Annotated in this window: 21 protein-coding genes; 5 read left to right on the top strand and 16 right to left on the bottom strand. The window is 69.8% G+C overall.

What is annotated here, in order from left to right; genetic code table 11:
* The gene (locus R8F63_21760; GenBank protein MDW3221243.1) at positions 1–429 is read left to right on the top strand and encodes an SRPBCC family protein; all 429 of its coding nucleotides are present in this window, start codon (positions 1–3) and stop codon (positions 427–429) included.
* 2 nt (positions 430–431) lie between these two features.
* Here R8F63_21760 and R8F63_21765 read toward each other — a convergent pair whose 3' ends face one another.
* On the bottom strand, positions 432–2,255 hold the full coding sequence (locus R8F63_21765) for a hypothetical protein (GenBank protein MDW3221244.1): 1,824 nt from the start codon (positions 2,253–2,255) through the stop codon (positions 432–434).
* The gene (locus R8F63_21770; GenBank protein ID MDW3221245.1) at positions 2,252–4,294 is read right to left on the bottom strand and encodes an alpha/beta fold hydrolase; all 2,043 of its coding nucleotides are present in this window, start codon (positions 4,292–4,294) and stop codon (positions 2,252–2,254) included. The genes R8F63_21765 and R8F63_21770 overlap by 4 nt, the downstream gene beginning before the upstream one ends.
* Positions 4,295–4,328: 34 nt before the next feature.
* Between R8F63_21770 and typA the strand changes: the two genes are divergently transcribed.
* On the top strand, positions 4,329–6,185 hold the full coding sequence (gene typA / locus R8F63_21775; protein ID MDW3221246.1) for a translational GTPase TypA: 1,857 nt from the start codon (positions 4,329–4,331) through the stop codon (positions 6,183–6,185).
* Here typA and R8F63_21780 read toward each other — a convergent pair.
* From R8F63_21780 to R8F63_21795, 4 genes are read right to left on the bottom strand one after another with little or no spacing between them, the layout of a single operon-like run.
* Positions 6,182–6,790 (bottom strand): RDD family protein, encoded by a 609-nt coding sequence (locus tag R8F63_21780; protein ID MDW3221247.1) that lies wholly within the window; start codon positions 6,788–6,790, stop codon positions 6,182–6,184. The two genes, typA and R8F63_21780, sit on opposite strands and share 4 nt — an antisense overlap.
* Positions 6,787–7,440 (bottom strand): RDD family protein, encoded by a 654-nt coding sequence (locus R8F63_21785; protein MDW3221248.1) that lies wholly within the window; start codon positions 7,438–7,440, stop codon positions 6,787–6,789. Before R8F63_21785 ends, R8F63_21780 begins: the two co-directional genes overlap by 4 nt.
* Positions 7,437–8,630 (bottom strand): cytochrome P450, encoded by a 1,194-nt coding sequence (locus R8F63_21790; protein ID MDW3221249.1) that lies wholly within the window; start codon positions 8,628–8,630, stop codon positions 7,437–7,439. The genes R8F63_21785 and R8F63_21790 overlap by 4 nt, the downstream gene beginning before the upstream one ends.
* A gap of 6 nt (positions 8,631–8,636) precedes the next feature.
* Positions 8,637–9,014, bottom strand: a complete 378-nt coding sequence (locus R8F63_21795; protein MDW3221250.1) for an FKBP-type peptidyl-prolyl cis-trans isomerase — start codon at positions 9,012–9,014, stop codon at positions 8,637–8,639.
* Positions 9,015–9,168: 154 nt separating this feature from the next.
* On the opposite strand from R8F63_21795, the gene R8F63_21800 reads away from it, so the two are divergent.
* Positions 9,169–9,441 carry a hypothetical protein gene (locus tag R8F63_21800; protein MDW3221251.1) on the top strand — a complete coding sequence of 91 codons (273 nt, stop codon included), beginning with the start codon at positions 9,169–9,171 and terminating at the stop codon, positions 9,439–9,441.
* Here the strand turns inward: R8F63_21800 and R8F63_21805 are convergent, their stop codons facing one another.
* The 4 genes from R8F63_21805 to R8F63_21820 are packed head-to-tail and all read right to left on the bottom strand — an operon-like array spanning position 9,442 to position 13,508.
* Positions 9,442–10,323, bottom strand: a complete 882-nt coding sequence (locus R8F63_21805; protein ID MDW3221252.1) for an aldo/keto reductase — start codon at positions 10,321–10,323, stop codon at positions 9,442–9,444.
* A gap of 16 nt (positions 10,324–10,339) precedes the next feature.
* Entirely contained in the window at positions 10,340–10,936 is a 597-nt protein-coding gene (yihA, locus tag R8F63_21810) for a ribosome biogenesis GTP-binding protein YihA/YsxC (GenBank protein ID MDW3221253.1), read from the bottom strand.
* A gap of 16 nt (positions 10,937–10,952) precedes the next feature.
* Positions 10,953–12,551: an alpha/beta hydrolase domain-containing protein gene (locus tag R8F63_21815; GenBank protein MDW3221254.1), complete on the bottom strand. Its 1,599-nt coding sequence runs from the start codon at positions 12,549–12,551 to the stop codon at positions 10,953–10,955.
* Positions 12,552–12,566: 15 nt separating this feature from the next.
* Positions 12,567–13,508, bottom strand: coding sequence for a haloalkane dehalogenase (locus R8F63_21820; protein ID MDW3221255.1), 942 nt, complete (start codon positions 13,506–13,508; stop codon positions 12,567–12,569).
* Between the two features lie 36 nt (positions 13,509–13,544).
* Here R8F63_21820 and R8F63_21825 point away from each other — a divergent pair, with 36 nt between their 5' ends.
* Positions 13,545–14,798, top strand: a complete 1,254-nt coding sequence (locus tag R8F63_21825; GenBank protein MDW3221256.1) for an aminotransferase class V-fold PLP-dependent enzyme — start codon at positions 13,545–13,547, stop codon at positions 14,796–14,798.
* Between the two features lie 18 nt (positions 14,799–14,816).
* On the opposite strand, the gene R8F63_21830 is transcribed toward R8F63_21825, so the two are convergent.
* The 5 genes from R8F63_21830 to R8F63_21850 all read right to left on the bottom strand — a co-directional run bounded on the left by R8F63_21830 (position 14,817) and on the right by R8F63_21850 (position 20,358).
* Positions 14,817–15,893 carry a DUF2855 family protein gene (locus tag R8F63_21830; protein MDW3221257.1) on the bottom strand — a complete coding sequence of 359 codons (1,077 nt, stop codon included), beginning with the start codon at positions 15,891–15,893 and terminating at the stop codon, positions 14,817–14,819.
* Positions 15,894–15,927: 34 nt separating this feature from the next.
* Positions 15,928–16,620 carry a YceH family protein gene (locus R8F63_21835; protein ID MDW3221258.1) on the bottom strand — a complete coding sequence of 231 codons (693 nt, stop codon included), beginning with the start codon at positions 16,618–16,620 and terminating at the stop codon, positions 15,928–15,930.
* A 9-nt stretch (positions 16,621–16,629) separates the two neighbouring features.
* Positions 16,630–17,802 (bottom strand): DUF6596 domain-containing protein, encoded by a 1,173-nt coding sequence (locus R8F63_21840; GenBank protein ID MDW3221259.1) that lies wholly within the window; start codon positions 17,800–17,802, stop codon positions 16,630–16,632.
* 74 nt (positions 17,803–17,876) lie between these two features.
* Entirely contained in the window at positions 17,877–18,233 is a 357-nt protein-coding gene (locus R8F63_21845) for a YciI family protein (GenBank protein ID MDW3221260.1), read from the bottom strand.
* 94 nt (positions 18,234–18,327) lie between these two features.
* Entirely contained in the window at positions 18,328–20,358 is a 2,031-nt protein-coding gene (locus tag R8F63_21850) for an ATP-dependent helicase (GenBank protein MDW3221261.1), read from the bottom strand.
* A gap of 44 nt (positions 20,359–20,402) precedes the next feature.
* Between R8F63_21850 and R8F63_21855 the strand changes: the two genes are divergently transcribed.
* A complete protein-coding gene (locus R8F63_21855) occupies positions 20,403–21,047 on the top strand; it encodes a hypothetical protein (protein ID MDW3221262.1) in 645 nt (214 codons plus the stop codon).
* A 15-nt stretch (positions 21,048–21,062) separates the two neighbouring features.
* On the opposite strand, the gene R8F63_21860 is transcribed toward R8F63_21855, so the two are convergent.
* The gene (locus R8F63_21860) at positions 21,063–22,490 is read right to left on the bottom strand and encodes a sigma-70 family RNA polymerase sigma factor (GenBank protein MDW3221263.1); all 1,428 of its coding nucleotides are present in this window, start codon (positions 22,488–22,490) and stop codon (positions 21,063–21,065) included.
* Positions 22,491–22,547 lie beyond the last annotated feature (57 nt).

Below are 22,547 nucleotides of genomic sequence, written 5' to 3' on the forward strand. Positions count from 1 at the left end.
ATGGAGATTCGGTCCGAGATCGACATCGACCGGCCGGTGGAGCAGGTGTTCGCCGTCGTTGCCGACATGTCGCGCAACCCGGAGTGGCAGACCGGCATGGTCTCGTGCAGCTGGACGACAGAACCGCCGATCCTCGTCGGATCGACCTACGACCAGGTCGCGTCGTTCATGGGGCGGGAGATCCTCACCACGTTCGAGGTCACGGAGTTCGACGCACCGTCGCGCATCCGGATCGAGAGCATCGTCTCGACGTTTCCCCTCGACATCACGCGCACCGTCGAGCCCCGCGGCGACGGCAGCCGGGTCGTGGCGGTCGTCCGCGGCGAACCGGGCGGTCTGATGAAGCTGTTCGCGCCATTGATGACGTTCCAGGCGCGGCGCTCGATCCGGGCCGACTACCAGCGGCTCAAGGAGCTGCTCGAGGGCTGAGCTCAGCTCACGGCGGCAGACGTCATGGCCGGGACGAGCACTGCGTCGACCAGGAGATCGATGTCGTCTGTCGTCGCCTGGAGCACCATGACGACGACGCTGTCCCCGAACCCACCGACGGCGATGGCCTGTCGCGTGTCGCCGGTGGTGTCGAAGTCGTCGCCACCTCTCGCCAGGAGCCAGAGACGCTCGTCGATCAGCTGCTCGGTCAGCTGCGGATCGGTCATGCCCCACTCGCTGACGAAGTCGTTGCGCGTCTGTTCCAACCCCGCGGCGTCGAAGAGGTAGACGTCGAGGTTGGTGAGGTCCACCGGGTCGGCGTCGCGCCACCAGGTGCCGAAGCCCGAGTCGGTCCAGCTGTCCGGCACGAGGAGACTCACGGCCCGATCGTCGAGGACGTACTCGCCAGGCACGAGCTCGACGCTCGTGCGATCGGCGATGCGCAACGGCTCGGCGCACGTCGGGTTGGGGCCGCCGTCGCCGAGATGGGAGGTGATGGCCTCGACGATGCACGAATGGGTGGGAGAGCCGACCGTCTGCTCCACGACGAGCGGATCGGCGAGCGCCCGGAGCCGCTCGCTGTCGGGCGTCGACGCCGTGACGATGATCAGGCCGGGCGTGTGGTCGTCGGCCTCCTCGGCCTCGCCGTCGTACCAGACCGGACAGTTGACGCGGAAGAAGTCCATCGAGTCGACGGCGTCGATGCGGAGCGCGTCGTGGAACCCGGCGAAGTCGGCCGGCTCCGTGGCCCACCGGGCGCACGCCTGGCCGAGCCACTCGACGGTGGCGTCGCCGCCCCCTCCGGCGGTGATGAACTGCGAGACGGTGTCGGCGTCGCGGTCGAGCAGTGCCTGGTGCAGGGTCGGCAGGAAGCCGACCGTCTCGGGGCGGTCGACCTCGCGATGCAGGGCGGAGACCATCCACTCGGTGTCGATCCGCCGCTCCTCACCGTTGAAGGGGTCGGTGAAGACGAGCGGCGCCGCGTCGAGCGTGCCGATCAGGTCGAGGAACTCGTCGATCGTGCCGATGCTGGCGCAGTTCGCACTCGACCGGCACGTCTCCCAGGCGTAGTCGAGCGACTGCACCGTGCGCCCGACGGACCGCAGGATCGGGTCCGACGGCGCCAGGCTGGGCTCGATCAGGATGTGGTGCCGGACGGTGAGTTCGCGCATGACCCCGGGCACCACGTCGGCTCGGATGTTGGCGGCGACGAGGTCGAGATCATCGATCCCCAGCGCCCGGAGCGCGAGGACGACGTCGTCGATCTGGCGGTTCCGCAGGGCGCCGTCCACGTCCACGCCGGCATCGGTGTGACGGTCGAGGCAGCCAGTCGTCGCGGCGACCACCTCGTCGTCGTCGGCTTCCGCGGCGAGCGCAAACCACTCCGGGCAGCTCATGGCGGGACCGCCGGGCCACATGGTGCGGCTGCCGAGGATCACGACCGGCCGACCGGGAAACTCGACGTCGGTGGGCGCGAAGTCGCCGAAGCCGGACTCGAGGAACACCAGCGGCGTGCCGGTGCCGTCGGCGCCGTGGACGCGGAACCCGATGGCGACGAGGTCCGGCGAGCCCGGCGTCTGGGGAACGAGCACCCGTCCGCAGCGGTCCTCCCCCTCGAAACAGTCGTCGTCGACGACTTCGACACCCGGTGGTGGCTCGATGGCGGGCTCGCTCGCGGGTTCGTCATCGTTCGTGACCGGCTCGGTCGTCGGGGCGGCGCCGGTCGTGGTGGTCTGCTCGATCGCCCAGGGGCTCTCCTGGGAGGCACCGCTGCACGCGGATGCGGCCAGGGCGATGGTGATGCAGAGCGCGCCGAGCCGGTTCATACGTCGTCCCCGATGGAGCGGGCGACCGGCGCGAGGATCTCGGCCTCCAGCCGCGGGTCGGCGCCGACCTGGAGGTGCAGGGTCACGTCCATCCCGGTCGTCGGGTTGCGGTAGCGGATCAGGTCACCGGCAGTGGAGAAGATGACCTCACGGACCCATCCGGGCGGGGTGACGCCACTCGGGAACTCCGCCCAGTCGGCATCGACCCATTCGTAGTTCAGGTGGGTCGTGACGTCGTAGGTGCTGCCGGGGTTGCGGACGATCACGGCCGTGAGGTCCCAGACGTCGAGATCGCGCCAGCGGATGTGTGCGTCCTCGCGCCAATCCCCCCACCAGTCCGGCAGCCGCAGGTCCAGGTACTCGCCGTCGCCGTCCAGGTCGAGCGATGCGTCGACGAGCTGCCACGGCTCGCGGAAGCGTTCGGCGAGATTCGGCATCGGGAGGTGGGTCGGGCTGCCCGCGCAGCTCGTGTCGAGGAGGAGATCCGGGTGCTCGACGAAGGCCGTCATCAGCCCGGTCGCGCACCACCCCTCGTCGCTGTCGTGGCCCATCTCGGCCCGGTGCACCAGCCGGGCCCGCGGCAGCCGGTCGGCGAGGATGTCGGCCCAGGCCGGGGGCGTGATCGGGTCCGTGGCGCCGGCGAAGATCAGCGTCGGGACGTCCCACGTGACCGGATCGTCCTCCCAGGGCGCAGCGACGTCGGTCGTCCATTCGTCGCAGATGGTGAGCGAGTCGATCCCGTTGATCGACGGGGCGAGGTCGACGGCACGGAGGAACTCGTGGGTCAACGGTCGTGCGAGTTGGTCGTCGGTCGTGAACGGTGCCTCGTCGGCGCACTGCACGAGGAGGAACGTGGCGGTGTCGACATAGTCGAAGACGCTGTTGCGGGCGAGGCGCTCGAGGCGTTCGGTGTGGCCGTCGGCGTAGTCGATCAGGAGGTCGGGGATGTCGGCGGCGTCGGCCCCGACGTAGAGCATGCTGTGGAGTCCGTTCAGCAGATCGGTGCCGTCGAAGAGGGTCGGCTGGACCTCGTCGAGGGTGTAGGCCAGGTCGATCGCGAGCGGGTTCGTGTCGAGCTCGGCCACGAGATCCTCGAGCGCCTGCCAGCCGTCCGGCAGCGCCGCCGCACACGTGTCGTCGTCGGCACACCCGGCGAACACCGCATCCAACGCGCCTTCCATCGAGGTCGGGATCGACCCCATCAGGTTGACCTCGACGGGGTAGGCGCCCGACAGGATGACCGAGCGAACGCCGGCCGGCTCGTCGCGCAGCACGGTCTGGGCGAGACGCGTGCCGTAGCTCGAACCGTAGATGTTGTACTGCTGGACCCCGAGCGCCCACATCAGGTCGACGAGGTCCTGGGCGTTGATCCGGCTGCTGAACGCGGACGGGTCCGTCGTCACGTCGTCGAACTTGGTCGCGCACGCCGCGAGGTCGGCGAGGTAGTCGGGCGCGAGGGCGTCGTGGGGTGTTGCCGTCGAGTGGAACCGCTCGCCGCTCGCGGAGACCTCGTGGCAACGCGGCGTCGTGGTCGATCGACCGCCGCCGCGTTGGTCGTAGAGGATCACGTCGCGGGTCTCGATGAAGGGGGCGACGATCGACTCGTACCAGACGTCGGCCTCGTCGAGGATCGCGCCGCCGGGACCGCCGTGGAGATACACGACGGGGTCCGACCTGACCGCTTCGGACTCACCCGTCGCGGTGAAACGGGCGAACGCGATCGAGACCTCGTACTCGGCGTCGAGACCCCGTCCGGGTAGGACGACGGTGCCGCACACCGCGTCGGCGAGATCCTCGCGTTCGAAGGGACAAGTGGTCCGACTGACGTCGGGACGTTCACCCGTTCGTTCGATGACGTCGACGTCGGGATCGAGCTCGATCGTGTCCGGGTCGGGCAGCACGAACGGTGCATCGTCGATCAGCGGCTCTCCCCGGGCCGCCGCGATGGCCTCCCGTTCGGAGGCGCTGGTCTCCGCACAACCGGCGGCGATCAGCCCGACGATCGCGCCGAATGCGAGGAATCGGGGAACGCGCCGCATCGGGTCAACCCTACGTGTCGGTACCCTTCCGCCGGTGACGCCCCCCACCACCGACGCGCTCGAGCGCGTCGAGACCCTCAGGAACGTGGCGATGATCGCCCACGTCGACCACGGGAAGACGACGCTCGTCGACGCCCTCCTCCGCCAGGCCGGTGCCTTCCGCGAGGGAGCCGAGCTCACCGATCGCGTCATGGACTCGATGGACCTCGAACGCGAGAAGGGGATCACCATTCTCGCCAAGAACACGGCGATTCGTTTCGGCGACGTGAAGATCAACATCGTCGACACGCCCGGCCACGCGGACTTCGGCGGCGAGGTCGAGCGCGCCCTGACCATGGTCGACGCCGTCGTGCTGCTCGTGGACGCATCCGAGGGTCCGCTTCCGCAGACGCGCTTCGTGCTCCGCAAGGCGCTGGCCCGCCGGCTCCCGGTCGTTTTGGTCATCAACAAGATCGATCGGCCCGACGCCCGCATCTCTGAGGTCGTCGACGAGGTGTACGAGCTGTTCCTCGACCTCGATGCGGACGAGGAGCAGATCGATTTCCCGATCGTGTACACCGTGGCCCGCGAGGGGCTGGCGACGCTCGACCCGGCGGTTCCGGGCACCGACATGCAGCCGCTGTTCGACGTGCTCCTGAACACCGTCCCCGCCCCGTTGCACGATCCGGCCCATCCCATGCGGGCGTGGGTCACCAACCTCGACTCGTCCCCCTACGTCGGCCGTATCGCCGTGTGCCGGGTCGAGCACGGCACGATCCGCAAGGGCCAGGCGCTCGCCTGGTGCCGCGAGGACGGCTCGATCGCGAGCGCCCGCGTCGGCACCCTGACGGTCACCGAAGCGCTCGACCGGGTCGACGTCGAATCGGCGGGCCCGGGTGAGCTGATCGGCGTCTCCGGGCTCGACGACGTGACGATCGGCGAGACGCTCGCCGATCCCGAGGATCCCCGCCCGTTTCCCGCGATCACCGTCGACGAGCCGACCCTCTCGATGACGATCGGTACGAACACGTCGCCGCTCGCCGGCGCCGACGGTTCGAAGCTGACCGCACGACTCATCAAGGCCCGCCTGGACGCGGAACTGATCGGCAACGTGTCGATCCGCGTCCTGGCCACCGAACGACCCGACACGTGGGAGGTGCAGGGCCGTGGTGAGCTCCAGCTCGCGATCCTCGTCGAGACCATGCGACGCGAAGGCTTCGAGCTGACGGTCGGCAAGCCGGAGGTGCTCACCCGCGAGATCGACGGCACCCTGCACGAACCGACCGAGCGGCTCACGATCGACGTTCCCGAGGAACACGTCGGCGCGGTCACCCAGCTCCTCGGCGAGCGCAAGGCCCGCATGGAGGACATGACCAACCACGGCACCGGGTGGGTCCGTCTCGACTACATCGTCCCGGCCCGCGCCCTCATCGGTTTCCGTACCGAGTTCCTGACCGAGACGAGGGGCACCGGGCTCCTGCACCACGTGTTCGAGGGGTGGGTCCCGTGGGCGGGCGAGATCCGCACCCGCACCCGCGGCAGCGTCGTCGCCGACCGCACCGGCGAGACCACCGGCTACGCGATCATCGCCCTCCAGGAGCGCACCGCCCTCTATGTCGGCCCTGGGGTCCGCGTCTACGAGGGGATGATCGTCGGTGAGAACGCACGGGCCGAGGACATGGACGTCAACATCTGCAAGGAGAAGAAGCAGACCAACATCCGCACCCAGTCCAGCGACGACACCGTGCGGCTCACCCCGCCCAAGCTGTTCTCCCTCGAGCAGGCGCTCGAGACCATCGCCGACGACGAGTGCGTCGAGGTGACGCCCGCCAACGTCCGCATGCGCAAGACGGTGCTCGACGCCGGCGACCGCGCCCGGATCGTCAAGAAGCTGAAGACGCCCCGCGACTAGCTGCGGTACACCCGGGTCGAGGCGATCCGGTCGAAGAGACTCCGGTTCAGGGGATCCGTGGCGATCATGATCGTGCCGGCGAGGGCGATGACGATCCACACGATCACGCCGAGGACGGGGATCAGGGTGACCAGCCAGGGAACGGATCGCAGCGTTGCGACACCGACGCTCGGGTTGGTCCCCGCCGCGGACCGGATGCGCATGCCGGTCGCCAGCTTGCCGGGCGAACCACCCTTGGTCGTGATGAGGGCGATCGAAATGGCGAGGAAGACGAGCCAGCCGAGATAGATGCCGGGGCCGTTGATCTCGAAACTGAAGTCGTCGCCGGTCCGATCCGACGTGTCCTCGAAGAACGGGATCGCGACGATGATCGAGATGGCGACGCCGATGACACCGTCGATCAGCACCGCAAGGATGCGCATGCCCACGTCGGCGCCGCCCGAATCGCTGACGGCGCCGGCCGGCCCGGCCGTGGGCGCGGGCGGCATCGCATCGCCGACCCATTGGGTGCCGTCCCAGTACCGCACGTAGCCGGGGGGATCGCCCTCGGCGTGGTAGTGGCCGGGCGCGATGTTGCCGGAGGGGTCGGGGGTCGGTGCGGTCATGCGGTCCTCGAGGAGAAGGGTGGTCGGTTGACGTAGTGCTTGTGGACGACCCGTGTGTCGGCGACGCGATCGTAGACGCTTCGCCGCTCGGGATCGTTGGACACCCAGACGAGGCAGGCGACGGCGACACCCAGGCTCACCAACATGCCGAGAAATGGGATCATCGCTGCGAGGTTCGGGATGACCCGCCTGAAGGCTGCGGCGAAGCCCGGTGGCGAGGTCACCGCGTCCGATCGGGTGATGCGGATGCCGACGATCAGCTTGCCCGGCGTGCCGCCGAGGCGCGCGATCATGAGCACGATCACGAGCGTCGAGATCGCGCCGACGGTGAGCGTCCCCCACTCGAACTGCTGGTCGAGGAACGAGTTCTCCCGGTTGTACGCGTCGGGGTCCTCGAACGCGACACGGAGATCATCCCAGAAGATGACGAAGGTGAGGATCATCCCGATCATCCCGTCGATGAGGGCCGCCCCGATCCGGATTCCGACCCCCGCGTAGCGCGCGTCGGGGACGGCAACCGGCGTCCGGTGGCCCGGTGGGGCGGGGATGGGGTCGCCGACCCACTGCGTGCCGTCCCAGTATCGGACGGTGCCGGGTGGATCGCCTTGTGCGTGGTGGTGCCCGGGCGGGGCGACGTCGCCGGTGCTCATGTCAGTCTGACGGGGAGCGACTTGAGCGAGTTGTTGAGGTTCGACTGCTGGCGCCGGGGCTCGCCGGTCAGCTCGATGGTCGGCCAACGGGCCAGGACCTCCTCGAAGAAGACGCGGCCTTCGAGCCGGGCGAGATGCACGCCGAGGCAGAAGTGGGTGGCGATCCCGAACGAGAGGTGGTGGTTGGGGCTGCGGGTGATGTCGAACCGCTGCGGGTCCTCGAACACGTCCTCGTCGCGGTTGGCGGACGTGTACATCATCGCGACCTTGTCGCCCGCCGCGATCGACGCGCCACCGAGTTCGGTGTCGGTGGTCGCCGTGCGCCGGAAGTAGTGGAGAGGATTCGCCCAACGCAGGATCTCCTCGACGGCTGAGGGGATGAGGGTGCGGTCGTCACGCAGCATCTGCAGCTGTTCGGGATGCTGGAGCAGCGCGAGCAGACCGCCGGAGAGCATGGTGCGGGTGGTGTCGTTGCCCGCCGTGACGAGCTGCACGAAGAAGCGGCCGAAGTCGATGTCGGTCATCTGCTTGCCGTCGAACTCGCCGCCGAGGAGCAGGTCGGTGAGGTCGCCCTGCTCGGGCATCTCGCGGCGCGTTGCGGCGAAGCCGATCCCGTACATCGCCATGTCGACGCTCGAGTTGCCGCGGTCGGCCGCGTCGGCGATGTCCGGGTCCTGTCCGCCACTGTTGCGCTCGGCCATGGCGTGGATGTCGGCCCAGTCCTCGCGGGGGATGCCCATGAGTTCGCCGACGACCTGGCTCGGCAGATGGGCGCACACGTCGTGCACGAACTCGACCTCGGGGCCGATGGCGTCGGCCCGGTCGAGGATCTCCCGGGTGATCGTGCGGATCCGATCCTCCATCCCGCCGATGACCCGAGCCTTGAACTCCGGTGCGATCGGTCGCCGGTAGGCCGTGTGGCGCGGGGGGTCCATCGCGAGGAGCATGTCGCGCATCTGTTCCAGGCTCGCCGGCTCGAGGTCCTCGAGCACGACCCCGCCGAGCGACGCCGAGAAGATCTCCGGATGCTTCGCGACGTGGACGACGTCGGCATGGCGCAGCACCGCCCAGTAGCCGGGTTCGCCGTCCATGTCCTGCCACACCACCGGCTGCTCGCGGCGGAGCCGGGTGAACAGCTCGTGGGGCGGGCCGTCGACGTAGGTCTCGGGGCGGTGGAGGTCGAGGTCCATGGCCGCTCAGCCCACGCGGCGGAGGTCGACCACGAAGATCAGTGTCTCGTTCGGCCCGATCACCCCACCGGCGCCGAACTGGCCGTAGCCCATGTCCGGCGGGATCGTGAGTCGGCGCCGACCGCCGACCTTCATGCCCTGGACGCCGAGATCCCATCCCTGGATGACCTCGCCACCGCCGAGGTTGAAGGCGAAGGTGTCGTTGCGGTTCCACGAGGCATCGAACTCGGCGCCTGTCGACCACGAGACGCCGACATAGTCGACCGTTGCGAGCATCCCCGCCGCGGCCTCCGGACCGTCGCCGGTCACCAGGTCCTCGACCTGCAGGCTGGTGGGTGGCTTGCCCTCGGGAACGCTCACGGTCGGCTTCTGATCGGTGCTCATGGAGCCGCAAGCTAGTCGGCACCGACCCGCCGGTCAGGCTGACGGGGGCGCTGTGGCAGGCGTCGCACCCACGTTGGGGAAGGGGGGTCACCCCCGTACCATCGATGGGCGGTCACAATCGGTGGTCGGTCGGCTCGAGCAGGAGGACCACGTCATGGCGACAGGACGATCCAGCTTCGCGAAGCGGCAGCGTGACATGGCCAAGAAGGCCAAGGCGCAGGCCAAGCGAGAGAGGAAGCTCGAAAAGGGCGACGACGAGCTCGAGGACGAGCTCGACGAGATCGTCGACGACGGCCCCAAGCTGTCCAACGACGTGATCATGGAGAAGGTGGCGGACCTGCACCGTCGCTACGACGACGGTCAGATGGACCTCGACACCTTCGACGAAGAACGGGCCAACCTCATGGCCCAGATCAGCGTCGACTGATCAGCCGACCGCTTCGAGCGCGCCGCCGTCGAACAGCGGCTCGATCCCCGCTTCGTCGCGGTCGGTCGCGAGTTGGGCCGGGTCGGGCACCTGGCGCGGCGCCGCCGCGATCTCGAGCGCCTCTTGCAGGAGGCGGGCGTCGCTCGACGTGTTCAGGAAGAAGTCCGGCTCGGCGAGTACGAACTCGATCGCTCGCGCCCGCACCTCGGCATCGTCGATCGGCTCGTACCAGCTGAAGCGGGCCGCGCCCGGATCCGTCCAGCGTCGACGGGCCACGGACTTGATGGTCTGCATGGCGACGCCCTGGGTCGTGCACATCTCCCGCAGCAGGGTGACGTCGGCGGCATAGTCGTCGATCTCGGCGAGCGAGTGGTTCCAGGGGAACAGCACCGAGGCGAAGGGTGCCTCGGCCAGGCTGCGCAGGTGCATCCGCGCGATGCGCAGCCCGTGGCCGGTGACGCCGACGTGTCGGCACAGACCCTCGTCGCGGGCGCGGAACAGGGCCTCGACCGCGCCGCCGGGGGAGAAGGCATCACGCCACTCGTCCTCCTCGACCAGGTTGTGCAGTTGGATGAGGTCGACATGGCCCACACCCATGCGTTCGAGACTGCGTTCGAGGCCGGCGCGCGCCTCCGGCCCGGTCCGTTCGCGGGTCTTGGTCGCCAGGAAGACGTCCTTGCGGTGGTCGGCGAGGAAGGGCGCGAGCCGCACCTCGGACTCCCCGTACATCGCGGCGGTGTCGATGTGGTTGACGCCGTGGTCCGTGACCGTGGCCATCGTCGCGTCGGCCCGTTCCTGGCTCATGCCGCCGAGCGCGGCAGCCCCGAAGATGATGCGGGTGCTGGCGTGACCGGTCTGGCCGAAGGGCAGTTCGTCGATCATGGGTGCTCCTGGCGGGTCAGCCGGCGTCGAGGGTCTGTTGCACGAGACTACGCAGTTCCGGGATCCCGGTTCCCTTCTCGGCGCTGACCCAGCGCACGTCGGACCGGTCGACGCCGAGGCGACTCGTCAGTTCCTTGCGCCGCTTCTGGCTCTTGGCCGGTCGCACCTTGTCCGCCTTGGTCGCCACGTAGAGGATCCGGTGACCGAGATGGTCGAGCCACTCCACGGTCTGGAGATCGAGCGGTGTCGGCCCGACCTCGCCGTCGACGAGGAGCAGGACGCCGACCAGCGGCTCGCGCTCCTCGACATAGCGGGTCAGCATCGTTGCCCACTTCGCCTGTTCGGCCTTCGAGACCTTCGCGTAGCCGTAGCCGGGGAGGTCCATGAGCCAGCGCCCGGAGTCCGGTGGGCCGACCTCGAACGCGTTGAGCAGCCGCGTCGCGCCCGGCGTCTTGGACGTCTTGGCCAGGCCCTTGTGCTGGGCGAGCGCGTTCAGCAGGGAGGACTTGCCCACGTTGGATCGACCCATGAGGGCCAGCTCGGCATTGACGTGGGGGAGCTCGTCGGGGTCTGCGTAGGACCGCAGGAAGCGGATGGGGAGCGGGCCGGCCACGGCGGTGACCCTACCGTCAGCCGATGATCGGGTTGCCCTGCACGTACTCCAGGATCAGGTCGGCATCGGCCTGCATCAAGAAGCCGTCGGCGACCGATTGCGCGAGGGAGGTCGCGGCGAGTTCGACATAGGTCTCGTTGTCCCCGTAGAGCTCGACGAGCTTCGCGTCGTCGAACAGCGATGTCGTGCCGAACAGTCGGCAGAAGCCACCACCGGCCGGTGGATTGCCGGTGAGCGTCGCGATGGGGACGTCGACCCAGGCGGTGCGAACCCCGCCGAGGATGTTGCCGTGTTCGTCCCTCACCGCATCGTTACTCGCATCGACCTCCGTCCGCGGTGCGCTCGGCGGCGGGTCACCGCCGGCCGCCCAGCGGAACAGGGCGTGGATCGCCGCGTTCATCACATAGTGCTGTGGCCCGGAGTTGATCGGTTCGCCGCATTCCAGGATCCCGGGAATGGGCGACGCCCGCTCGACGACGGCGGCGATGTCCGGATCGTCGCCAAGGTCCTGGGGGCCGACGTCGAGCGCGACCGAGTAGACGTCGCCGTGGGCGGTGCCGGCGACCTCCCACAGCACGATGTTGTCGCTGTCGGGCTGGCGGTCGGGAACCCACGCCAGCCCGCCGAGGTCGGTCTCGGTCTGGAACGTCAGAACCGGTACCCGCACGTCCTCACGGATCAGCACCTGACCCGGTGTCGGCACCGGCTCCTGTGGCTCCTGGGACAAGGACGCGCTGCCGCCGCCGCGGCTGTGGATCAGGAAGCCGTCGAACAGCTGGACGAGGGGATCGACCGCGTTCACGTAGGTGGTGAGCCGGAAGGCCGACTGTGAGTCGCCGGTTGCGATCATCGTCTCGACGCCGAGTCCGTCGAGGGGGTCGATGCCCTCCGGGCTGCGCACCGCCTGCGCAGCCTGATTGAAGATGTCGTAGGAGAAGGTGTCGCCGGGGTGGGACAGCGAGCCGTAGCGGTCGGGTGAGGCACCCTTGAGGAAGATCGGGAAGCCGATGTCGATCGTGCCCGGTGCCGCTTCGATGCCCCGGAACTGGGCGCTCACGCCCACGAAGGCGGCACCTTCGCGGAACTGCTGCACGTGCGACATCGTGAGGTTCGCGGCGGCATCGATACCGCCGGAGACGTTGAACCACTCCATCACCACGGTGCCGCCGAAGTCGGCGGGATCGGACGGGCGGACGACGACGATCCGACTCGTGTAGTCGGCCTCGTCGGGGCCGACCTCGGTCGCCCAGTGTCCGTCCGGCGTCAGCTCCTCGCTCGCCGCGAACGAGCGGGCGGTGCCGGAGATGAAGTACTCGTGCTGCTCGTAGCCGATAAGACCGAGGTCGAAACCGACGCCCTGGTAGAAGGGGCTGCCGACCTCGGGTGGCAGCGAGACCTCGGGGTTGGGCGTCGGGATCGCGTCGCCGATGGTGGGCCCGGGCTCCTCGGTGGTGGTGGTGGACGGTTCGGAGGTGGACGTGGTGATGGACGTCGTCGTGGTCGTGGAGTCCGCCGGTGGGTCGGCCGCCTCGCCGTCGTCCCCACATCCGGCGGCGAGCACGGCGAACGCCGCGACCAGGGAGAGAACGCGGGACAGGGACGAGCGGCGGCGCATGGGCGAGAGCCTCGCCTACGCCACCTGATTCAGCCAGTCCACCAGCGCCTGGGCCAGCGGTTCCCCGACGTCGTCCTGGATGAAGTGGCTCGCCTCCTCGAAGACCTGGTGCGGCTGCCCGTCGGTGCCCGGGATGAGTTCGCGCAGGTCCGCATCGAGATGGCCGAGCACGAAATCCGCGCGCCCCCACAACGTCAACACGGGCTTCTCCCAGCTCGACAGCACCGCGCGGGCGGCGATGTTCGCGGCCACGCCACCGTGCTCGGGAGTGATGGGGACGAGGCAGGGGAACTCACGCGCGCCGGCGAGGTAGGACTCGTCGGGGAACGGCGCGCGATAGGCGTCCTGTTCCGCCTGCGTCAGCTCGCGGGTGGCGATCGCGCCCTGAAGGAGTTGGCCGCAGTCGAACGGGTCGGCGGTCTGGGAGAGGTTCAGCCAGAAGTCGAAGCCGTCGCCCAGCGACTCGCCGATCGGCAGGCCCGTGTTGCCGGCGCAGAGGAAGGCGAAGTCGTCGGGTCGTTCGGCCGCGACCCGAAGCCCGATGAGCCCGCCCCAGTCCTGCACGAACGCGGCCAGCGGCCCGATCGACGGATCGCCCGCGAGGATCTGGTCGAGGAACTCGTGCATCCAGGCGACATGGCCGTCGTAGGTGTAGGCCGAGCGCTCGGTGGGCTTGTCGCTGCGTCCGAAGCCGATCAGGTCCGGCGCGATGATCCGGTGCCCCGCCGCCACGAGCGTGGGGATCATGCGGCGATACAGGAAGGACCAGGACGGTTCGCCGTGGAGCAACAGCACGGTGGGCTTCGCACCGTCTCGGGGCCCCTCGTCGAGGTATGCCATCCGGAAGCCGTCGACCTCCACGTCGTTCGGTTCGTACGGGAAGTCGGGGAGATCGGCGAATCGCTCGTCGGGCGTGCGCAGGAACGGCACACCGGCCGCAGTGGTCTGGATGCTCATGGGAGGGACCGTAGGTGTCGCGGCTACGGTCACGCCATGGCTGAGCTGAACCAGACGGGGCGCACGCCCGACGACGTGATCGCCGAACTCGAGGGCAAGCGGGTCGACGACGTGAAGTGGGAGGACGGTCGTGCCTTCGGCATGGTCTACGACGGCGGCCCCGGCGTCCACGAGGTTGCCGAACGGGCGGCGCGCATCTACCTCCACGAGAATGCGCTCAACACCCGCGCGTTCCCGTCGCTCGGCGCGATCCAGTCGGAGGTCGTCGGCTGGACGGCATCGCTGCTCAACGGCCCCACGGCGGCCGGGTTCCTCACCAGCGGTGGCACGGAATCGATCCTGTGCGCCGTGAAGGCGGCCCGTGAGCGGGCGAAGGCCGAACGCGGCATCGAGGCACCGGAGATGATCGTGGCCGAAAGCGCCCACGCCGCGTTCCACAAGGGCGCCCACCTCTTCGGGCTGACCCTGCACAAGACCCCGGTGCTCGACGACTGGACGGCCGACGTCGACGCGATGGCCGAGATGGTGAACGAGAACACGGCCCTGATCGTCGGTTCGGCCCCCCAGTACCCGCAGGGGGTCATCGACCCGATCCCCGAGATCGCCGCGCTGGCCGCCGACGCCGACGCGAACTGCCATGTCGACGCGTGCATGGGTGGGTTCGTGCTCCCGTTCGCCGAGCGGCTCGGACGCGACGTCGGCCTGTGGGACTTCCGGGTCGACGGAGTCACGTCGATCTCGGCCGACATCCACAAGCTCGGCTACGCGCCGAAGGGCGTCTCCGTCATCCTCCACCGCACCAAGGAGCTGCGCCGTTACCAGACCTTCGTGTTCGACGACTGGCTCGGCGGGTTCTACGCGTCGCCGAACCTCCAGGGCACGCGGTCCGGCCTGCCGATGGCCGCCGCCTGGGCCGTGATGCAGCACCTCGGCGTGGACGGCTACGTCGCCCTCACCGAGCAGGCGCTGCGCAACGCCGACGCGATGCGGGCCGGCGTGGATGCGATCGACGGCATCCGGGTCCTGGGCGACGGCGACTTCCATCTGGTCGCGATCGCGTCGGATCCGGCATCCGACGCGCCGATCGACGTGTTCGCCCTCGCCGACGCACTCGAGACCCGGGGCTGGTTCCACGACCGGCAGGGCCCACCCGACTCGCTCCACTCGACGGTGTCGAACTCCAACACCGGCGTGATGGACGACTATCTCGACGCGCTGCGCGCGTCGGTCGACGAGGTCCGCGGCACCTCGACCGACGACCGCTCGACCAACTACGCCACGCTCGAATAGCGGCGTCGGTCGGCTTCGTCAGCCGATCGAGACGATGTGGCCGACCGTCGGGTCGATCCGGCCGGGAAGCATCTCCGTCCAGAGCGCGGCGGCGGCGTCCGCGCCCTGATGGCGTTCGATCGTCATCCAGCCGTCCGTCCAGTCGCTGTAGGCGAAGAACGCGTCGGCCAGGCGCCGCTCCATCTCCTCGCGGCCCCACTCCTGGTTGCGCTTCGCGATCTGGGTCGGCGCGAAGAACAGTTCGGGCGACGGCCCGGGAAGCGGCTCGTCACCGCCGCCGCCCATGTCGCCCCAGTCCGTCGCGCCGACGGTGCTCGAGTACGTCAGGTCGGCGCCGAAGTGGTGGTGCACCGCCTGCTTGACGGTGCCCGAGCCGGAGATGTCGATGTACACGGCGGGCTCCGTGGCCAGCGAGCCGACCTCCTCGTAGGTGACGAGCTGATCCCAGCACCCGAGCGACCCGGCGAACGCGAGGTTGGCGGCCGAGGTCAGGCCGACGGTGCGGATGCCGTCGCGCTTCGCCATCAGATGGGCCACGCCGATCGCCGTCTTGCTCGACGCGCTGGAGACGATCGCCGTGGTCGCGCCGAAGTCGTCGTTGTCCTCGAAGAAGTCGTCGATCACGAACGCGGTCATGAACAGCGGATGCAACAGCATGCGCTGCTCTTCGCGGTCGTCTCGGTGGAGCGGATCGGCGGCGGTGCGGGTGTAGCGGTTGTAGACCTCGGCCATCGGTTGGCGGTGGGCGGCCATGTCGTGGAACGCGTGCTCGTTGATCCGACCCGGCTCGAGCACCACATGGCTGGCCATGGGGAAGTAGCCGTAGATGCGGGTGCCCTCGTCGACACCGGCGCAGCGGCTCTCGACGATGCGGGCGTGGGCGAAGGCCGGGACGCGACCCCACGACTCGTCGTCGGTGGGGAAGAAGTTCCAGTATCCCATCATGTGGCCGATGACGGCGTAGGTGATGTTGTTCGACGTCAGCGCGAAGTGGTCGATGCGGGCCAGGACCTGGCCCTCGGCGAGCGAGGCCTCGTCGTCGACGATCCGGGTCCGACTCTGGTCGGCGCGGTTGATCTCGAGCGTGGTGGTCATGGACGCGACGCTACTGCGATCGCGACCATGGGGATCAGCCGCCGAGCTGCCGCACCAGGTCGTCGATGCGTTGCGCCTGACGGGCGACCTCCGCCTCGAGGTCGGCGACGCGGGTTTCGAGCGGGGCCCGCTCGTCGGGCGGAGCGGGTTCCGGGGACGGCGGGACCGCCGGTTCGGTTGTCGTCGGCACGGGCGTCGTCGGCACCGCGGTCATCGGCACGGGCGCGTCCCCGCGCTGCGCCCAGCACTGGTCGATCCTCGGTTCCCGTTCGCCGGGCTGGCGGTCGAGTCGGACGACGAGCGGCTCGTCGCGCGCCGCGAGCCGAGCGATCGCGGCGTCGACCGCCTCCGCGTCCCCACCCGGTCCGTCGGCGTAGCGCTCGGTGCGGGTCACGATCTCGTTGCGCGTCTGCGCGCCCCGCAGGAGCAGCACGGCGAGAACGGCGACGTCGTGTCCGTTCAGGTGCATCGCCTCGTCCACGACGTGTTTGTGCTTGCCGACGCGGTGCCCGCTGCCCGTCACGGTGCGAGCGAGTTTCATCTCCCGCAGTTCGAGCATGAGTGCGTCGATCTGGCGCTCGCTGTAGTCGACGACCGGGTCGCGGTTCGTCGTCTGGTTGCAGGCGTTGGTCAACGCGTTGCTGGTGAGGGGGTAGCTGTCGGGCGTCGTCGCGGCCTTCTCGATGAGGCAGCCGAGCACCCGGGCCTGTTCGGCGGTGAGGTCCACGGCGCGACCCTAGGGGACCGGTCCGTCGAGCTCGGCGAGGCGACCCTGCAGGAAACGCCGGTCCGGTGCGTGGTCGGTGAGATCCAGCGCGATCCGGTACGCGTCGGCGGCCTCGTCGAGGCGGTCGAGGCGGCGCAGCAGGTCGGCGCGGGCCGCGTGGTAGTAGCGGTACTCCGCCAGCTCGGCGCGAAGCCAGTCGGTGTCGAGTCGCGCCAGCCCGAGCGCCGGTCCGTCGGCCTCGGCGACGGCGACCGCGAGGTTCAGCGCGACGATCGGCGTCGGCCGGTGGTGCCAGAGGCTCCGGTACAACGACACGATCTGGGGCCAGTCGGTCTCCTCCGCGGTCGTGGCCGTGTCGTGGAGCGCCTGGATGGCCGCTTCGATCTGGTACGGGCCCGGCCGATCGAGGCGCATCGCGTGCTCGAGTCGCCGTTCGCCCGCCTCGATGAGCGCCCGGTCCCACCGGGACCGGTCCTGGTGGGCGAGCAGGACGGTGTCGTCACCGTCGATCCGGGCGTCGCGACGGGCGTGGATCAACAGGCACAGGGCGTGCAGGCCGTGGGACTCGGCGTCATCGGTCATCAGGTCGGCCAGCAGCCCGGCCAGCCGGATCGCCTCCTCCGCGAGGTCGACCCGCGTCGGGTCGGCGCCCGAGGTCGGGTACGCCCCCTCGTTGAAGACGAGGTACAGCACATGGTGCACGGCCGCGAGGCGATCGACGACCTCCGCACCGTCGGGGATACGGAACGGGATCGTCGCGGCCGAGATCTTGCGCTTGGCCCGCACGAGCCGTTGCGCCATCGTCGCTTCGGGCACGAGGAAGGCCCGGGCGATCTCGGCCGTCGTGAGCCCCCCGAGGCTGCGGAGGGTGAGGGCGATCTGCGCTTCGACGTTCAGCGCCGGATGGCAGCAGCCGAAGAAGAGCCCGAGCTGGTCGTCGGAGGCCGCCTGCGCGTCCTGGAGCGGTTCTTCGAGGCGGGCGAGGAGCTCGGTCTTCTCGCGGCCGGTGCGCTCGCGGCGGATGCGGTCGACGGCCCGCCGGCGGGCGACGGTGGTGATCCACGCCCCGGGCCGGTCCGGAATCCCGTCGTCGAGCCAGCGCTCCAGCGCGATCGCGGCGGCCTCCTGGGCGGCGTCCTCCGCGGCGGCGAGGTCGCCGAGGTCGCGGTACAGGGTGGCCATGAGTCTCGGCCACTCGTCCTTGACGACCTGGGCGACTCGCGCGCCGACGGGATCGGGGGTCGCGGGCGTGGCGGTCAGCCCTCGCCGTAGTTCGGGACGGGGCGCACCTCGATGCGGCCGATCTCGGCGTGGGGGATCTTCGCGGCCCAGCCGAGCGCCTCGTCGAGGTCGGCGCAGTCGAGGATGTAGAACCCGCCGAGCTGCTCCTTGGTCTCCGCGAACGGGCCGTCGGTGGTGATGGTGTCGCCGTCGCGCACGCTCACGCAGGTGGCGGTGGCGATCGGTTCGAGCGGTTCACCGGCCACGAGTACGCCGGCCTCGGCCACGGCCTGGGTGAACTGCATGTAGCCGGCGAAGATCGCCTCCTGCTCGGGGGTGCCGGGGGCCGGCTCGACGCTCTCGTCGCCGTAGATCAGACATGCGTATTTCATGGTGGGGCTCCTGCCTCGGTGGTTGTTCGGTGGCACGACGAACGGGATCGACCCGGATCGACAGCTTCGCGGAGATTTCTCGATCGTGGGAGGGTCAATCCCACAGGCTCGCGAGCAGGGTGTCGACCTCGTCGGCCACCCCGACCGTCGCGCCGGCGAGCGCGGCATCCGCTTCGCGGAGGTCGATCTCGCGCCGGTCGGTCTCCTCGTCGAAGAGTTCGCGCACCGGATCGACGAAGCGGCTCAGCTGGGCGTAGACGTGGCGGTCGTCCGTCGCGTAGCGGTTCACGTGGAACCGGAGCGGGAAGTTGACCGTGAGCTCGTCCTTCGCCCGGGTGAGGGCCACGTACATGAGCCGCAGTTCCTCGGCGAGACCGTGTTCGTCGCCGAGCGCCATCTCGGAGGGCATGTTGCCGTCGGCCGCGTGGATGAGATGGACGCTGCGCCACTCCAGCCCCTTGGCCGAGTGGATGGTGGACAGGGTGAGCCAGTCGTCGTCGAGATGGGGCGGGCCGGCCTGGTCGCTGGTCTTGCTCGGCGGATCCAGGGTGAGCTCGGTGAGGAAGCGGCTCCGCGTGGTGTAGGCCGCGGCCGTGGAGGCCAGCTGATCGATGTCGGCGACGCGGGCCGCCGGGTCGTCGTAGCGATTGGGGAACACGAGCGCGCAGTACTGCTTGAGTCGGTCGACCTGCTGGGCCGGGGTGATGGCCGGCTCCGTGGCCGCGCACTCGGCGAACGCGGTGCGGAGCTCGAGCGCCTGCTCCTCGGCGGCCGACGGGGTGCGCCCGGCGCCGTCGATGAAGCGGGCGAGCGCGTCGTCGTCCTCGCGTTCGATGCCGAGCTCGTCGGACAGGCGGCGCACGGTCGCCGGGCCGACGCCCTCCATCGTCGCGAGCACGCGATGCCAGGCCAGCTGGTCCGCCGGGTTGTCGAGGATCCGGAGGAGCGCGAGCAGGTCCTTCACATGGGCGGACTCGAGATACTTCAGGCCCCCGTATTTCACGTAGGGGATGTCGCGGCGGGTCAGCTCCAGCTCGAGGCCGTCGGCGTGGTGGCCGGCGCGGAACAGCACCGCCTGCTCGCGCAGGTCCATGCCCCGCTCGCGGGCGTCGAGCACGGCGGTGGCGACCGACGCACTCTGCGCGCTCTCGTCGTGGTGGGTCCGCAGGACGGGAGTGACGCCCTGGGGGCGGGCCGACCACAGCTCCTTGGCGAAGTGTTCGTCGCTCTGGCCCAGCACGGCGTTGGCCACCGCGAGGATCGGCATCGTCGAGCGATAGTTCTGCTCGAGGGTGACCCGGGTGGCGCCGGGGAAGTGGTCGGCGAACTCCCACATGTTGGCGACCGTCGCGGCGCGAAAGCCGTAGATCGCCTGGGCGTCGTCGCCCACCGCGCACAGGTCGGTGTCGGGGCGGCACATCCCCCGCACGATGTCGGCCTGGATCGGATTCGTGTCCTGGTACTCGTCGATCAGGACGTGGTCGAACAGGTCACGCATCGCATCGCCGATGGTGCTGGCCGTGAGCCCCCGCCAGAAGAGCAGCAGATCGTCGTAGTCGAGCACCTGATGGGTGCGCTTGCGGGCCGTGTAGGCGGTGAAGATCGTCTTCAGTTCCTCGCCGTGATCGGCGCACCACGGGTAGTCGATCTCGAGCACGTCGGCGAGCTTGGCCTGGCTGCTGACCATGCGGGAGTAGATCCCGGCGACGGTCTCCTTGCGGGGGAAGCGCTTACCCCGTTCGCCGAACCCTTCGTCGGTGCGGACGATCCCCATCAGGTCGGTGGCGTCGGTTTGGTCGAGAACGGTGAAGCCGGGGGAGAGGCCGGCGCTCTGGCCGAAGTTCCGCAGGAGCCGGTTGGCCGTCGAGTGGAAGGTGCCGCCCCACACTCGCGATGCCGCCCGGTCGGTCGACACCGCGGCCACGCGGGCGAGCATCTCGGTCGCGGCGCGCCGGGTGAACGTGAGCAGCAGCACCCGACTCGGGTCGGCTCCGTCCTCGATGATGCGGCACACCCGGGCGGCGAGGGTCTTGGTCTTGCCCGTGCCGGCGCCGGCGACGATGAGCAGCGGCGACCCGGTGTGATCCACGGCGGCCTGCTGCTCGACATTGAGGGAGTCGAACATGCGTTCGACTGTAGCCGCGACCGGTGCGGCTAGCGTGACGCCACATGTCCTCCCGTCGCCGCCTGTCGTTCGCCCCGGTCGCCGCGACGGTCGCCGTCGCCGGCGTGTTGCTGCTCGGCTGCGGCGACGACGGCGGCTCGGCCGCGGACACGACCACGACGGATCCCGCTCCCTCTCCGTCCACCACGGTGTCCACCACCACGACCACCACCACGGTCGCGGCCTCGACCACGGTGCCGACGCCCGTCGTGATCGATGAATCCTCGTTCGTCAACATCAACGACATGACCGCCGTGCGCGGCTTCTTCGTCGACAACCTCCTCGGCGAGCTGAACGCGACCGTCGCGGTGGCGGAGAACCTCGAGGGTGGGATCTACCCGCCGGGGTCGGTCGTGCAACTCTTCCCCGGCGAGGCGATGGTGAAGCGCGAGGCCGGCTTCAGCCCCGAGACCAACGACTGGGAGTTCTTCGAGCTCGTCGTGTCGCCCGAGGGCACGACCATCAACGTGCGGGGCGGCGTCGAGGCGGTCAACCAGTTCGGCGGATCGTGTGCGGACTGTCACGCCCTCGCCGAGCCGCAGTTCGACTTCATCTGTGAGCAGACCAACGGCTGTGAGCCGTTGCCGATCAGTCGGGAGCTGATCGAGCTCGCCCAGGCGGGTGACCCGCGACCCCGCGTGGGGGGCTAGGGCGGACCTCGGCGGTCAGGGGCGGGGCGCGGCGACGAGCAGCGGGATCGCCACGTCGCCGGCGGTCGTGACGATGACGACCGATCCGGCGTGGTCACCGGGCGGCGCGGCGGTGTCGAAGCCGATCCGGAGGGTGATCGACGTGCCGCCGACGAGCGTCCCCGACACCGTCGGGCTGGGTGCCCCGAGGATCTGGAAGGCGAACGGAGGCGCCGTGATCGCCGCCCACGAGAGCGGCTGATCGCCGGCGTTCGTGATCGTGTGCTCGACCGTCGTCGCGCCGAGGGGGAAGACGATCGGGCCGGGGTCGCTCACGAACGGCACCGGCGCGGCCGGGATCGTCGTGGTCGTCGTCGTGGTCGAGGGCGTGGTCGTCGTGGTGGTCGCCGGCGGGGAGGTGGATGTCGAGTCGACCACGCGGACGCCGGCGACCTCGGTCACCACGACGTCGGGGCTGCTGCGGCTGAACACCGGCCAGGCGAGGGCGGTTCCGGTCAGCACGACGGCCACGAGGACGAACGACAAGGCCGTGCCCACGAGGTGCCCCGAGCGCGGTCGCGTGGTCGCCCGGGACGCGGCGTTCGCGTCGTCGCGATCAGGGGGGAGCGCGTCCACGGCTGCGGGCGCAGCGGGGGACGGTTCGCTCGGCGTGCGGGTCGTGAACTCGCGGTCACCGCGTCGGTTCGAGTCACCCCCGGCGATGACCGTCATGACGGCGGGCCGCACGGCCGGCGGTGCCGGCGGTGCGGGCATCGCGGCGGCCATCGACTCCCACGAGACGATGGTGCGGCGCGTCTCGTAGCAGGTGTCGCACGCCTCGACGTGGCGCGCGATCGTCGAGCGCACGGCGACGGAGAAGCGCCCGTCCCAGTCCGCCAGCAACGTGTCCAGATCCCGGCAGTGTTCGCGGCCGTCCCGGGCGACGAGGAGTGACCCGACGGCGGTGGACAGACGGGTCTTCATCCGCTTGATCATCACGGAGACGTGGGCGGGGTCGACGTCCAGGGCCATGGCCAGGTCCGCGCCGTCCAGGCCGGCCCGGAGGTGGAGTTCGATCAGCTCCTGGTCGCCGGGCTGGAGCCCGGCCGCCGCGTCCCACAGCAGCGCGGCAGGCGATGCGTTGGCCCGGCCTGCGATCGGGCCCCAGTCGCGGCGACGGTCGTGACCACCGCGCGCCCGGGCGAGGTCGACCACGGTCGTGCGGGCGATCGCGAAGAGCCACGGCCGGACCAGTGACGGGTCGGCCAGACGCGGCAGGCGGCGGTGGGCGCGCACGAACGTCTCCTCCAGCGCGTCGGCGGCGTCGGCGTCGTCGCGCAGGCGGCCGTAGCAGAACGTGTGGATGGCGTCCGCGTACCGGTCGTAGAGCGCGGCGAAGGACGCGGCGGGCTCGCCGGACGCGTCGTCGAGCGCGGCGATGACGAGTTGGGCGTCGGTTGGCACGTTGTCGACACCCCCTCTCCTCTCTCGTGGTGGCCGCGATCGGCCGCTCCGTCCGCC

The organism is Acidimicrobiales bacterium, assembly GCA_033344915.1.
Lineage (GTDB): Bacteria > Actinomycetota > Acidimicrobiia > Acidimicrobiales > Aldehydirespiratoraceae > JAJRXC01.